This window comes from Pallidibacillus pasinlerensis, assembly GCF_009996845.1.
GTDB classification, from domain to species: domain Bacteria; phylum Bacillota; class Bacilli; order Bacillales; family Caldibacillaceae; genus Pallidibacillus; species Pallidibacillus pasinlerensis.
The window spans coordinates 61056-75390 of sequence record NZ_JAACYS010000001.1 but is presented as its reverse complement, the minus strand read 5'-3'; the positions used below and the strand labels follow the sequence as shown (position 1 = coordinate 75390).

The 14335-nt window shown below is 36.5% G+C and carries 10 protein-coding genes; 1 reads left to right on the top strand and 9 read right to left on the bottom strand.

What is annotated here, in order from left to right:
• Positions 1-2 precede the first annotated feature (2 nt).
• From gmk to GW534_RS00340, 4 genes are all read right to left on the bottom strand, one after another.
• Positions 3-620 carry a guanylate kinase gene (gene gmk / locus GW534_RS00355; RefSeq protein ID WP_161919060.1) on the bottom strand — a complete coding sequence of 206 codons (618 nt, stop codon included), beginning with the start codon at positions 618-620 and terminating at the stop codon, positions 3-5.
• Positions 621-628: 8 nt separating this feature from the next.
• Complete coding sequence (gene remA, locus GW534_RS00350) at positions 629-889, bottom strand: extracellular matrix/biofilm regulator RemA (protein ID WP_161919059.1); 261 nt, start codon at positions 887-889, stop codon at positions 629-631.
• A gap of 114 nt (positions 890-1003) precedes the next feature.
• Positions 1004-1903 (bottom strand): YicC/YloC family endoribonuclease, encoded by a 900-nt coding sequence (locus GW534_RS00345; RefSeq protein WP_246203802.1) that lies wholly within the window; start codon positions 1901-1903, stop codon positions 1004-1006.
• A 705-nt stretch (positions 1904-2608) separates the two neighbouring features.
• Positions 2609-5281, bottom strand: coding sequence for a calcium-translocating P-type ATPase, SERCA-type (locus tag GW534_RS00340; protein WP_161919058.1), 2673 nt, complete (start codon positions 5279-5281; stop codon positions 2609-2611).
• Positions 5282-5516: 235 nt separating this feature from the next.
• On the opposite strand from GW534_RS00340, the gene GW534_RS00335 reads away from it, so the two are divergent.
• Positions 5517-7226, top strand: coding sequence for an Rqc2 family fibronectin-binding protein (locus GW534_RS00335; protein ID WP_161919057.1), 1710 nt, complete (start codon positions 5517-5519; stop codon positions 7224-7226).
• 861 nt (positions 7227-8087) lie between these two features.
• Here GW534_RS00335 and pyrE read toward each other — a convergent pair.
• The 5 genes from pyrE to carB are packed head-to-tail and all read right to left on the bottom strand — an operon-like array spanning position 8088 to position 14323.
• Positions 8088-8717: an orotate phosphoribosyltransferase gene (gene pyrE, locus GW534_RS00330; RefSeq protein WP_161919056.1), complete on the bottom strand. Its 630-nt coding sequence runs from the start codon at positions 8715-8717 to the stop codon at positions 8088-8090.
• Positions 8714-9421 (bottom strand): orotidine-5'-phosphate decarboxylase, encoded by a 708-nt coding sequence (pyrF, locus tag GW534_RS00325; protein WP_161919099.1) that lies wholly within the window; start codon positions 9419-9421, stop codon positions 8714-8716. The genes pyrE and pyrF overlap by 4 nt, the downstream gene beginning before the upstream one ends.
• A 2-nt stretch (positions 9422-9423) precedes the next feature.
• Positions 9424-10335 carry a dihydroorotate dehydrogenase gene (locus GW534_RS00320; protein WP_161919055.1) on the bottom strand — a complete coding sequence of 304 codons (912 nt, stop codon included), beginning with the start codon at positions 10333-10335 and terminating at the stop codon, positions 9424-9426.
• Complete coding sequence (locus GW534_RS00315) at positions 10332-11111, bottom strand: dihydroorotate dehydrogenase electron transfer subunit (protein WP_161919054.1); 780 nt, start codon at positions 11109-11111, stop codon at positions 10332-10334. Before GW534_RS00315 ends, GW534_RS00320 begins: the two co-directional genes overlap by 4 nt.
• Positions 11111-14323 carry a carbamoyl-phosphate synthase large subunit gene (gene carB / locus GW534_RS00310; protein ID WP_161919053.1) on the bottom strand — a complete coding sequence of 1071 codons (3213 nt, stop codon included), beginning with the start codon at positions 14321-14323 and terminating at the stop codon, positions 11111-11113. The genes GW534_RS00315 and carB overlap by 1 nt, the downstream gene beginning before the upstream one ends.
• Positions 14324-14335: the final 12 nt, after the last annotated feature.

Here is a 14335-nt window from a genome sequence, read left to right as displayed (position 1 = left end):
TGTTATTCTACCCCCAAAATCTTTCTATATCGTTTTTCGACACGATTACGTCGACAATGTTCAGCAACTACAATTGCTTTAATTTTTTCAACTGCATTGTCCACTTTATCATTTTCAACGACATAATCGTATAAATTCATCATTTTTAATTCATTTTTAGCGACTGTCATCCGATTACGGATTAATTCATCTGTTTCAGTGCCTCTTGTTTTAATACGATTTTCTAATTCACTTAAAGATGGTGGAATTAAAAATATGAATAAACCATCTGGGAATTTATTACGTACTTGTTTTGCGCCTTCTACTTCAATTTCTAAAAAGACGTCTTTTCCTTCATTTAACGTCTTTTGTACATAGTCAACAGGAGTACCGTAGTAATTTCCGACATACTCTGTGTATTCTAGTAACTCATCATTTTTTATCATACTTTCAAACTCTTCTCGAGTTTTAAAGAAATAGTCTACACCATCAACTTCACCTGGTCTCATCTTCCGAGATGTAACCGAAATTGAATATTCAAATTTAATATCTCGTTGTTCAAATATTGCTTTTCTAACGGTGCCTTTACCTACACCGGAAGGACCTGAAAGTACAATCAGTAAACCTTTTTCGCCTTCCATTTTTCCACCTACCCTTGCTGTTGTTGATCTTCTTCATTTGTAAAACGGTTAGCCACCGTCTCTGGTTGTACTGCCGATAATATAATATGGTCACTATCCATTATAATGACCGCACGTGTTTTTCGACCATATGTAGCATCAATTAATGTACCTTGATCTCTTGAATCTTGTATTAAACGTTTTATCGGAGCAGACTCAGGGCTAACAATTGCAATAATTCGATTGGAAGAGACGACACTACCAAAACCAATATTTATCAAACCCACCATTTGACCTCCATCCCTATGATTATTTTAAATATTTACGTAGAAAAACTTCTGCCCGATTCAACTCTACCTTTAGCTCCGCGCAATAAAGTCAAATTTTATCATTTTTCTTTTGGCTTATTCAATATTTTGGACTTGTTCGCGAATTTTTTCAATCATTGTTTTTAATTCCACAACAATTTTACTAATTTCTACACTGTTAGATTTAGAGCCAATGGTGTTTACTTCACGATTCATTTCTTGTACAAGAAAATCACATTTCCTACCAATTGGTTCATTAAATTCTAAGGTAGTATAAAATTGTTGGACATGACTTTGTAATCGGGTTAGTTCCTCCGAAATATCCGATCGTTCTGAATAAATCGCAATCTCCGTCATTACACGAGATTCATCAATTAACCCTTCAGTAAACTCGGAAATTTTCTTTCGTAAACGCTCTTCATATTCTTTTTGAACGATAGGAATGAGGTCAATGATGTTCTTTAACTCATTGTTAATTTTTAACAAATATTCGTTTAATTGTTTTTTTAACGCTTGTCCTTCTATTATACGCATTTCTGTTAAGTTTTGCACAGCTTCTTTAACAGATTGTAAAATTGCGTTATTAATATCCTCGTTTTTCAATTCATTTTCTTTTATTTCAACGAGTTCAGTTCGTCGTGAAAAATCGGACAATTGTATATCTCCGCTTAATTGATATCGATTTTTTAATTGCGTTATGTATTGATAATACTCATCAATTAATTCCCAGTCAATGACTAATGACCGATTGACTAAGCCTGTTCCTTCAATATTTACATAACAGTCAACTCTTCCCCTTGATAAGTATTGTTGACAGATTTTTTTAATCTTATCTTCTAAAAGTAAAAATTGATGTGGCATCCGAATATGAAAATCTAAATAACGATGATTAACTGATCGGATTTCTACCGTTACCACAAAATCTTCAGACTCCATTTTACTTCTTCCGAATCCAGTCATACTTTTAACCACAGTCTCACCTAGTTTCTTTTTCATCGTTATTTTCTATTGTAACATAAAAATCGAGTAGGAGGGAGCGATTAACTCCCGTCCTCTCACACCACCGTACGTACGGTTCCGTATACGGCGGTTCAATTAAGATCATTGACGCAAGTCTTTATAACTTCCGTGAATAGCTGTTCTCTTTATGCCAGTGGTCACTCCACCCTCCAAGAGGTCTCCCACGGGATTCACCGCTTCCTCCCTCAAGTGAGGTACTACGTTTTCTGTGTTCATCATGACCCACTGAATGCCAAGGGCTATTCTCTCTTAATTGTTCGGTCCTTCTTAGTTGTTCTAGACCAACTAATACTATGACCTCTGCTGACTTCTGACGGTTCAGCTACTTATCACTAAGTAGGTTATGAAGAGTACTTCACATATCCGCCAGACCTCCCCGGGTAAGTACATGCACTTTCACACCATCTATCCGCCTCATTTACTCGATATGACCTTCGACAGAAAGAGCTTTGTTTTGTTATGCAAACTCACTCAATCATACCTAGCCTTATATGAGGTTCGTGTTCCTCGGACCGGTGTTTTGCCTCCAGCTTCCTTCAGATTCCGCGTCACCACGGACACCCTTGCTCTTGGCTAACCTCTACTTCTGTCTTCGGGGTTCGGGACTTACACCCTATAGTTCATGTACATGCCGGGCGCACATAAAAAGGCAAAAGGTGGAAATTCCTTTTGCCGAACATGTTATTTTTTCTTAATAAATAAGGAGCCGACAAGTAAAAATGTTGGAATGGAGGCCATTGCAATAATGAGTAACCAATCGCGTGGCTCGATTGGAACTGTATGGAATACCGTTGCAAGTGGCGGATAGTAAATAACTATTAATAATAGTATTACACTAGAAATTACCGCCCATACTAAATATGTGTTTCCAAATGGGTTTCGAGCAAAGATTGAATGTTCACTACGACAATCAAATACATGTATTAATTGGGCTAAAACGAGAGTTGAAAAAGCAACCGTCTGTGCATAAGCTAAGTCATCTGGATTATTTGTATATACGATAACAAAGGCGATAAGTGTTGCAATACCGATTAAAAATCCTCTTGAAATGACTTTCCAACCTAAACCTCGAGCAAAGACACCTTCTTTCGGATTACGCGGTGGACGTTTCATAACATCGGATTCTGGTTTATCTAGTCCCAATGCCATCGCTGGTAGTCCATCTGTTACTAAGTTAACCCATAAAATTTGAATTGGTACGAGTGGTAGTGGCATCGCTAAAATCATCGCAAATAACATAACTAAAATTTCACCGACATTCGATGCAAGTAAGTAACGGATAAATTTTCGAATGTTTTCGTATATGTTACGTCCTTCTTGAATTGCTGCTTTTATTGTTGCAAAGTTATCGTCTAATAGGATAAGGGAGGAAGATTCTTTTGCAACATCTGTTCCTGTTATTCCCATCGCAATTCCGATATCCGCTGCTTTTATCGCCGGCGCATCATTTACCCCATCACCGGTCATCGCTACAATATGTCCATTATTTTGCAGCGCTTTAACGATTTTTAATTTATGTTCAGGTGAAACACGGGCAAAAACAGATACATCATCGACGATTTCTTCTAATTCATCAACACTCATTGTATCTAATGCTGCCCCGTCTAGAACAAGACTATTCGAATTAATGAGTCCTAACTCTTTTCCAATCGCTTTCGCGGTAATGACGTGGTCCCCAGTAATCATGACTGTTTTAATGCCAGCTTCTCTACATTCTTTAATCGCATCATATACTTCTGGTCTAGGTGGGTCAATCATTCCTTGAAGACCAATAAACGTTAAATCTTTTTCCACTTCAGATTCATGACTAAATTTTGTTTTTGTATTTAATTTTTTATAACTAATCGCAATCGTACGTAATGCTTGTTCAGCTAAAGATTCAACAGCATGTTGCAATTGACTTTTCCATTGTTGATTTAAATATTGTTGCCTTCCATTTGCAAAAACCGACTCACTTAAGTTGATTAATATATCCGGCGCACCCTTAGTTATCGCATACCGATCTCCTTTTTTGTCTTGAACGATAATTGTCATCATTTTTCTTGCGGAGTCAAAAGGGAACTCCTGAATAATCTTGTATTCTTTTAATAATTTATCTCTTGAAAATCCTGCTTTCATTCCTGCAACTAATAGTGCACCTTCCGTCGGGTCACCGTCTAATTTATAATCACCTTTTTTGCAAATTTCAGCATGATTACACAGCATCGCAAAGGAAAGTAATTTATTAAAATGAACATCCTTCGTTGGATCCATTTTTCGTTTACTTTTTAAAAATTCACCAATTGGTTCATAACCTTGTCCAGATACATTCCACACTTCATTATTTGCCCATAAATGGGTAACGGTCATTTTATTTTGGGTCATCGTACCCGTTTTATCGGAACAAATAACTGACGCACAACCTAATGTTTCAACAGCTGGTAATTTACGAACTATGGAGTTTTTCTTAATCATCCGTTGTACGCCAAGGGATAAGGCGATTGTAACAATTGCAGGTAAACCTTCCGGAATCGCTGCAACTGCAAGGGATACTCCAGATAAAAACATTGTATAAATATCATGTCCTTGCATAATACCAATGACGACAACTAACAACGTTAAAACTAAGGCAACGACGATTAAAATTTTTCCAAGTTGTTCTAAACGTCTCTGGAGTGGAGTTTGTAAAGTTTCCGCCGTTTGTAACATGTCGGCAATTTGTCCCATCGCCGTTTGCATACCAGTGCCAATAACAACACCTATCCCACTTCCTCGGGTGACCATCGTCCCCATAAAGGCCATATTAGACATATCACCAATACCAACATTTTCTCCATGAATAATATCGGTATCTTTACTTGAGGGAACCGACTCACCTGTTAATGCGGATTCCTCGATTTCTAAACTATTTGCTTCAACAATTCGGAGGTCAGCGCCAATTCGATCTCCGCTAGAAAAGCGGACAATATCACCGGGAACAATTTCTTTCGATGGAATTTTTATCCATTCACCATCTCTTAACACACTTGCAGTTGGGGCTGATAATTTCTTCAATGCGTCTAATGATTTTTCAGCCCGGCGCTCTTGATAAAATCCTAATACCCCATTTAAAAGGACAATTGCCATAATTGCTATCGCATCGATGTATTCCCCGAGTAAACCGGATATTAATGTTGCTACAAGTAAGACAATTACCATGAAGTCTTTAAATTGACTAAAAAATAAAAGCAAAGCCGATTGCTTTTCTCCATCTTGCAGCTCATTATAACCGAATTGTTTTCTCCTTCTTGAAACTTCTTCCTCTGTTAACCCTCGCTTGAAATCTGTTTGAATCTTTTCACGAATTTCTTCTGGATTCATTTCATGATATTTCATTATTCATTTCCACTCCTCTATCCACTTGTTCGATGACTAAAATTATTCGTAAGATGTATAAAAATTGAATTGTTTTTTAAAAACCAATAAATTAATGGTTTTGATGAGATGTAATATAATTGTGTAGTCGTGATGTACGGCTTGTACAAATCTTTCAATAAAGAATATTCAGTAGCCATGAAAAAAATGCTATACTTGGGAAAGATTATTAAGAATGTATAGAAGGTGTTAATATATGTCGTTTGATGGTCTTTTTACTCATAGGATGGTGAAGGAACTTTCCCCACTTTTACAAGGCGGAAGGATTATGAAAATTCATCAACCTTTTATAAATGAAATAATTTTAACGGTACGAGCACGTGGGAAAAATCATCGTGTTTTACTATCTGCCCATCCGTCTTATGCTCGGGTACAAATTACGCAGGAAACGTATGAAAATCCTAAGGAAGCTCCGATGTTTTGTATGATGTTAAGAAAACATTTAGAAGGACAATTTATTGAGGAAATTCAACAAGTTGGTTTAGATCGAATAATCATTTTTAAAATAAGAGGAAGAAATGAAATTGGTGATATTTCATATAAAAATTTAATTATAGAAATTATGGGACGGCATAGTAATATCATTCTCGTTGATGATGAGCGGAATATGATTTTAGATTCAATTAAACATATTTCTTACGCCGTTAACCGCCACCGGGCCATTTTACCAGGGCATGAATATATATCACCCCCTGAACAAGTTAAACTGAATCCATTTGAAGCAACCGAAGAAGATGTTTTAAAGCTGGTTGATTTTAATAGTGGAAAATTAGATAAACAGCTTGTGGCACAATTTGCTGGTATATCGCCGTTATTTGCAAAAGAAGTCATACATAAGGCGGAAATCGCCAATCGAGTAACTTTACCGAAGAGTTTTATTAAATTAGTTGATCGTGTGAAAAATGGCGAAATTGAACCGACGATTATTAAAGGTGAGAATAAAGAAGTATTTTACTATATTCCACTTGAGCATGTTAAAGGAGAACGGAAAACTTTTTCTTCATTAAGTGAATTGCTTGATGCCTTTTATTTCGGTAAAGCAGAACGAGATCGAGTAAAACAGCTCGCTGGCGATTTAGAGAAATTTTTAAAAAATGAAATTGAAAAAAATGAAACGAAAATTAAAAAGTTAGAAAAAGATTTAGAGGAAGCTGAAAACAGTGAAATTTATCAACTTTACGGAGAACTTTTAACGGCATATTTATATATGGTAGAAAAAGGGATCGAAGAAATAACTGTTGAAAATTATTATGAGGATAATAAGCCGATTACGATTCCGTTAAATCCGAATAAGACTCCGGCAGAAAACGCACAATGGTATTTTAATAAATATCAAAAAGGAAAACATGCCGTCGTTGCGGTGAACGAACAAATTGAGAAAACGCAGGAAGATTTATTGTATTTAGAAAGTGTATTGCAACAAATTGAAACGGCAGCACCGAAAGATATTGAGGAAATTAAAGAAGAATTGGCCGAACAAGGATATATTAAGAAACGACCAACGAAAAGAAATAGAAAACAGCAGTCGTTAGCTCCTGTTTTGGAACAGTATGTGTCTTCAGATGGAACGATTATTTTAGTAGGGAAAAATAATAAACAAAATGATTATTTAACAATGGAGCTTGCGAAAAAAGAAGAGATTTGGTTACACACAAAAGATATCCCTGGATCCCACGTTGTCATTCGTTCAACAGATCCTTCTGAACAAACGATTTTAGAAGCAGCAATGCTTGCAGCTTATTTCAGTAAAGCCCGCTCATCAAGCAGCGTTCCCGTTGATTATACGAAAATAAAACATGTCCGGAAGCCCAGCGGAGCAAAGCCAGGGTTTGTTATCTATGATCACCAACAAACGATTTACGTAACGCCGGATATTGAATTAGTTTCAAAGTTAAAGGTGAAATAAATAATTGTAAAATGTTAATGCTGAACTTGGAGCTTTGTACGAAGTTAACGTTGCATGATGTTTGACACATTGATGGTTAATATTGTTGGTCGTTCATTGATTTTGTGGACGACCATTTTTTGGCTTTATTGGGGGGATTCATGTGAAGTATACACTTTTTATGTTTGTGGTTGGAAAAAATTGTGAATGTCAAACTTATGAAAACATATCTTTAGCATGATTTGTGAAATAACTGTAAGCCACAAGCTTTTATAATCACTATTTTCTAGATTTTTTATGAAAATCTGTTTATAAGTGATTTCCATTTACACTTCTTTCTACTTTTTCTTGAGTGTTCTGTATATTGATGGCTTCTATTTACACTTCTTCTTACATTTTATTGAAAAATCTGTTCATAGAACACTCCTATTTACACTTCCTTTTACACTTTCTTGAAAAATCTGTTTATTGAACGCTTCTATGCACACTTCCTTCTTCTTTTTCTTGAAAAATCTGTTTATTAAACCATTCTATTAACACTTCCTTCTTCTTTTTCTTGAAAAATCTGTTTATTAAACCATTCTATTAACACTTCCTTCTTCTTTTTCTTGAAAAATCTGTTTATTGAACGCTTCTATGCACACTTCCTTCTTCTTTTTCTTGAAAAATCTGTTTATTGAACGCTCCTATTGACACTTTCTACTTCTTTTTCTTGTACTATCTGTTCATAGAACACTCCTATTCACACTTCTACATACATCTTCCTACTAGATCTGTTTATAGCAGCAATTTAAACACTAGCTACGACTATTTCAATCCAAAAAGAAAAAGTCGTTCACTCACGTAATGAACGACTTGCTCAAAATTACCACTATGAAGCTTCTATCCCCAAACTCTAGGATTTTCTTTCCATTTCAAAATATACTTTTTTTCAGCTTCCGTGATTTTTCCATTCTCAGTTGCCGTATCTAATAAAGTAGAAAAGCTTGTTAATGAATAGTAAGGAATTCCAATTTGTTCAAATTGGTCAACCGCTTCTGGTAATTCATATGTAAAGATTGAAACAACACCTAAAACTTCAACACCAGCATCTTTTAATGCGATGGCTGCTTGAACTGAACTTTTTCCAGTTGAGATTAAATCTTCAATGACAACAGCCTTTTGTCCGTCAAAATAATGTCCTTCGATTTGATTTTGTTTACCGTGACCTTTAGAGCTTGAACGCACATAACAAAGCGGAAGATTCATTATATCTGAAACCCAAGCTGCATGAGGTATACCAGCTGTAGCCGTCCCTGCAATTAACTGTACGTCAGAAAAATGGGTTTTGATTAATTTTGTCATTTCTTTTGCAATTTCTTTTCTTAACGTTGGATAGCCTAATGTTAGGCGGTTATCACAATAAATAGGAGACTTAATTCCAGATGCCCAAGTATAAGGATCATTCGGGCTAAGGGATACCGCGCCAATTTCTAATAATTTATCTGCTAAAAATTGTTGTGTACTCATCATTCAACCAACTCCCATTCATTTTTTACAGTTAAATATGCTTCATAAGGATCTTTTTTTCCGGTAATTGAACGTCCAACAACGATTGCTGTTGCACCTTGTAGCCGGGCATATCGTGGGTTGGCAACACGTTTTTGATCTCCTACCTGGTCATTTGCTAAACGAATACCAGGAGTAACAATTAAAAAGTTTTCATCGATTTTGCGAATTAAATTTGCTTCATGTACGGAGCTAACTACACCGTCTAGTCCTGAGTCTTTCGCAAGTTTTGCATAATGATAAACCGAATCTATTAAACTTTCTTTTATTTGTTGCTCTCGTTGCATTTGCTCTTCTGTCGTACTCGTTAATTGAGTCACAGCAATACATTTAGGGCGCACTCCGTCACCAGAACCTTCCTCAAGCCCCTCAATTGCTGCTTTCATCATTTCACTACCGCCTGCAGCATGAACATTAACAAGGTCTACATTTAAGCGAGCTAATCCTTTCATTGCACGGTAAACTGTATTTGGGATATCGTGTAATTTTAAATCGAGGAAGATTTTATGTCCGTAAGCTTTAATCTCTTTAATAATCTCGGGACCTTCTTGATAAAATAATTCCATTCCGACTTTTACATAAAGTTGTTCGTTAGGAAATTTATTTAAAAATGTAATCGTCTCTTCTTTATTTGGGAAATCAAGTGCAATAAACACCGGTTTTTCCACCACTATGCCCAACTCCTTCCGATGATGTCTGTAATATGATTAATTTGATATTGATCTAAAAGTTTTTCTAAATCACGGATAATATTTGGGCAAACAAATGGGTCTACAAAGTTAGCAGTACCTACCGCAACAGCACTAGCCCCAGCATAATAAAACTCTAGCACATCTTCTGCCGATTGAATGCCACCCATGCCAATGATTGGAATATCGACCGTTTGACTTACTTCATAAACCATCCGGAGGGCAACCGGTTTTACCGCTGGACCAGACAAACCACCTGTCACATTCGCAATTATTGGTTTACCTGTGTTTAAATCAATTCGCATACCTGTTAATGTGTTAATTAATGTAATTCCGTCCGCTCCACCTGCTTCGACAGCCTTAGCCATCTCTTTAATATCCGTTACATTTGGAGACAGTTTTACATAAACAGGAACTTCGGATACCGCTTTTACCCGTTCCGTTACTTCCTTTGCCACTTCTGGGACCGTACCAAACGTAATACCACCTTGTTTCACGTTAGGACATGAAATGTTTAATTCAAGTGCTTTTACATTATCAACTTTCGAAATTTCTTTTGCGACCGTTTCATAATCTTCAATCGTTTTTCCTGCCACATTTGCAATAATCGGTACATCAAATTGGCTTAACCATGGTAATTCTTCACCGATTACTTTTTCCATTCCAGGGTTTTGTAAGCCGATGGCGTTTAACATCCCTCCTGGTGTTTCAGTGACCCGTGGTGTCGGGTTACCAAAACGTGGTTCAACGGTCGTTGCTTTAATCATAATCGCACCGAGGATATTTAAATCATACAGATTAGCAAACTCACGCCCGAAGCCAAAACAACCGGATGCAGGCATGATTGGATTTTTCATTTCTAAACCTGGTAACGATACATTTAACCGACTCATAAAACAACCTCCCCGGCACGAAATACTGGACCATCGCTACAAATTTTCCGATAACCTAATTCATCATCTTTTTTACATGTTTCTTTAACACATGCATAACATGCGCCAATTCCACAAGCCATCCGTTCTTCTAATGATAAATAAACTTCTTTTTCTGGAAACTTTGCTTCTAAAGCCTTCAACATCGGAGTCGGACCACAAGTATATAGGCGATCAAATTCAAGTTCATATTGATCAATTACATCGGTAACAAAGCCTTTCGTACCTTCTGTTCCGTCTTCTGTTGCCACATACGTTTTTCCATATTCACTTAATTCTTGTTGTAAAATAACCGCTTCTTTTGTTTGAAAACCAAGAACATGGGTTACTTCTACACCACGTAATGCCAGTTGTTTTGACAGTTCAAGCAGTGGTGGTGTACCTATCCCACCACCAACGATTAATGCTTTTTGACCGCTTTTCATATCTTGTATTGGAAAACCATTTCCTAACGGACCAATAATTGTTACTTCGTCCCCGATTTTTTTATATGATAAAAGTTCTGTCCCTCTACCTTCGATTCGATAAATAATCGCCATTTTGTGATTTTCTTTATTAAGATCAGCTATACTGATTGGTCTCGGTAAAATCGGATCTAAACTTTCTGTAACTTTCAAATTTACAAACTGTCCTGGTGCTGTTACTTTTACAACGAGATCACCTTTTAGTACAAGCTTGAAAATGTTTTTCGCAATTTCAATTTGCTCCGTTACGACCATTTTTTCTACTGCAACCATTAATGAACCAGCTCCTTGTTTTCCTCTATTGAACTAGCAATTGGACTTACCGAAAATATTATTGATTCAAGTACGTTTAAAATGGCATCAGCTGTATCTAGGGATGTTAAACAAGGAACTGAATTTTCCACCGCTTCCCGACGAATTCTAAATCCGTCACGTTCGACTTCTTTACCTTTCGTTAGTGTATTGACAACAAGCTGAGCTTTGCCGCTACGGATAATATGAAGTAAATTATTTTCTCCGCTGTCACTAATTTTATCGATTGTGATTGCAGGAATATTTTTTTCTTGTAAATATTTCGCCGTTCCTTTCGTCGCTAAAATTTGATAGCCGATTTGTTGGAATCGTTTTGCTAAACGACTTGCTTCTTCTTTATCCTTATCCGCAATCGTCATAATGACTGATCCATAAGTTTGAATTTTCATACCTGCTGCAACTAACCCTTTATAAAGTGCTTTTTCCATCGTTTTATCTTTACCCATGACTTCGCCGGTCGATTTCATTTCCGGTCCTAAAGTAATATCTACTCTACGAAGTTTCGCAAAGGAGAAGACCGGTACTTTTACAAATACCCCCTCTTGATTTGCAACTAATCCTGTTTGGAATCCTAAATCTTTCAACGATTCACCTAAAATCACTTTCGTCGCAATTTTTGCCATTGGGATGTTTGTAATTTTACTTAAAAATGGCACGGTCCGACTTGAACGAGGATTCACTTCAATGACGAACACTTCACCTCGGGATTCGACAAATTGGATGTTTAATAAACCTTTTATATTTAACGATTTTGCTAATTTAATTGTATAATCTACAATCCGCTCTTGAATCCCTTCCGAAATACTTTGTGGTGGATATACTGCAATGGAGTCACCACTGTGTACACCTGCCCGTTCAATGTGTTCCATAATGCCAGGAATTACTATATTTTCTCCATCACTAATCGCATCAACTTCAATCTCTTTACCAACTAAGTAGCGGTCAATTAATACCGGTTGATCTGGATTTTCTTTTACGGCATTTTCCATATAGTGACGAAGTTCATTTTCACGGTAGACAATTTCCATTGCGCGACCACCTAAAACATAGGACGGACGAACAAGTACTGGATAACCGATTTCTTCTGCAATTTTTACTGCTTCATCCACACTAAGAGCTGTGCTCCCTTTTGGTTGTGGAATATTATTTTCCTGTAACATTTTTTCAAACAACTTCCGGTTTTCAGCCCGATCTAGGTCTTCTAAACTCGTTCCTAAAATATTTACACCACGTTCAGCAAGTTGTGAAGCTAAGTTTATTGCCGTTTGGCCACCGAATTGAACGACAGCCCCCTTCGGCTGCTCAACTTCAATCACATGCATAACATCTTCAATTGTTAAGGGTTCAAAGTACAATTTATCAGAAATACTAAAGTCGGTTGATACTGTTTCTGGGTTATTGTTAATAATAATTGCTTCGTAACCCGCTTCTTTTATCGCCCATACAGAATGGACTGTGGCGTAGTCAAATTCAACCCCTTGCCCGATACGAATTGGACCAGAACCGATTACGATAATACTTTCTTTTTCCGTACGGATTGATTCATTTTCTTGATCAAAAGTACTGTAATAATATGAATTTGAATCCACTTTGTCGCCGATGCACGGTTTAATTGTTTTATAAACGGGCATAAGACCTTGTTCTTTTCTTAATTTATAAACATCGATCTCTGGTAATTTCCATAGTTTAGCAATTGTTTTATCGGAAAAACCAAGTTCTTTTGCCTCTTGTAAGACAATCCAATCATTCACATTTTGTTTTAATTTGTCTTCGAATTGAACGATATTCTGGAATTTTTCAAGAAAAAACGATGTGATTCCGCTCCATTCGTGAATCGTTTCGATTGATACGCCTCTTCTTAATGCTTCACCGATAAAGAATAGACGCTCGTCACCTGCTTTTTTAATGCGTTTTTCAATAATTTTGTCATCTAATTCACTTAAATTTGCTAATTGTAAATGATACACCTTCGCTTCCAATGAACGAACCGCTTTTAAAATTGACTCTTCAAAAGTTTTACCAACAGCCATTACTTCCCCAGTTGCTTTCATTTGTGTTCCAAGCGTTCTTTGTGCTGATTCGAATTTATCAAATGGAAAACGCGGAATTTTTGTAATTACGTAATCTAAATTAGGCTCATATTCTGCTAAAGTCTTTCCTGTAACTGGATTCATCATTTCATCGAGTGTAATTCCAACGGCAATCTTACTTGCAACTTTAGCAATTGGAAACCCGGTCGCTTTTGAAGCTAAAGCAGATGAACGACTTACCCGTGGGTTCACTTCGATAATGTAATATTGTAAACTGTTAGGATCAAGGGCTAGTTGAACGTTACAGCCACCTTCAATTTTTAATGCACGGATTATTTTTAAGGAAACATTTTTTAACAGTTCATATTCCTCATTTGATAATGTTTGACTAGGGGATACAACGATTGAGTCACCCGTATGGATGCCGACTGGATCAATATTTTCCATATCACAAATGACAATCGCTTGATCTTTTCCATCGCGCATAACTTCAAATTCAATTTCCTTATATCCAGCAATACTTTTTTCTAGTAAAACTTGGTTAACCGGACTTAATTTAATCCCGTTTGAAACAATTTCAATTAAGTCCGCTTCATTTTCACAAATTCCGCCACCAGTTCCGCCTAATGTAAAGGCAGGTCGTACAATAACAGGATAGCCGACTTTTTCAACAAATTGGTAAGCTTCTTCTATAGAATGGATAATATCACTTTCAGGTACTGGTTCATTCAGTTTCTCCATTAAGTCACGGAAAAGTTCCCTGTCTTCAGCTTGTTGAATTGAAGAAAGTTTTGTCCCTAAAATCTCAACTTGAAATTCGTCTAAAATACCCGATTCCGCTAACTCTACCGCTAAATTTAATGCAGTTTGCCCACCTAACGTCGGTAGGAGTGCATCTGGTCGTTCAGTTCGAATAATGCGGGATAAAAATTCAACAGATAACGGTTCGATATATACTTTATCCGCAATCTCAGGATCCGTCATAATTGTAGCTGGGTTCGAGTTTACTAAAATAACTTTATAACCTTCTTCTTTTAACGCTAAACAAGCTTGAGTTCCTGCGTAATCAAATTCTGCTGCCTGACCAATTACAATTGGACCAGAACCTATCACTAAAATTGACTTAATATCTGTTCTTTTCATGGAAGCTTATCC

Bases quoted from the DNA above. Each gene is read 5' to 3' on its own strand.
- remA (WP_161919059.1), bottom strand. From the start codon at position 889: ATGGTGGGTTTGATAAATATTGGTTTTGGTAGTGTCGTCTCTTCCAAT.
- GW534_RS00340 (WP_161919058.1), bottom strand. From the start codon at position 5,281: ATGAAATATCATGAAATGAATCCAGAAGAAATTCGTGAAAAGATTCAA.
- GW534_RS00335 (WP_161919057.1), top strand. From the start codon at position 5,517: ATGTCGTTTGATGGTCTTTTTACTCATAGGATGGTGAAGGAACTTTCC.
- GW534_RS00345 (WP_246203802.1), bottom strand. From the start codon at position 1,903: ATGAAAAAGAAACTAGGTGAGACTGTGGTTAAAAGTATGACTGGATTC.
- GW534_RS00320 (WP_161919055.1), bottom strand. From the start codon at position 10,335: ATGAGTCGGTTAAATGTATCGTTACCAGGTTTAGAAATGAAAAATCCA.
- GW534_RS00315 (WP_161919054.1), bottom strand. From the start codon at position 11,111: ATGGTTGCAGTAGAAAAAATGGTCGTAACGGAGCAAATTGAAATTGCG.
- pyrE (WP_161919056.1), bottom strand. From the start codon at position 8,717: ATGATGAGTACACAACAATTTTTAGCAGATAAATTATTAGAAATTGGC.
- carB (WP_161919053.1), bottom strand. From the start codon at position 14,323: ATGAAAAGAACAGATATTAAGTCAATTTTAGTGATAGGTTCTGGTCCA.
- gmk (WP_161919060.1), bottom strand. From the start codon at position 620: ATGGAAGGCGAAAAAGGTTTACTGATTGTACTTTCAGGTCCTTCCGGT.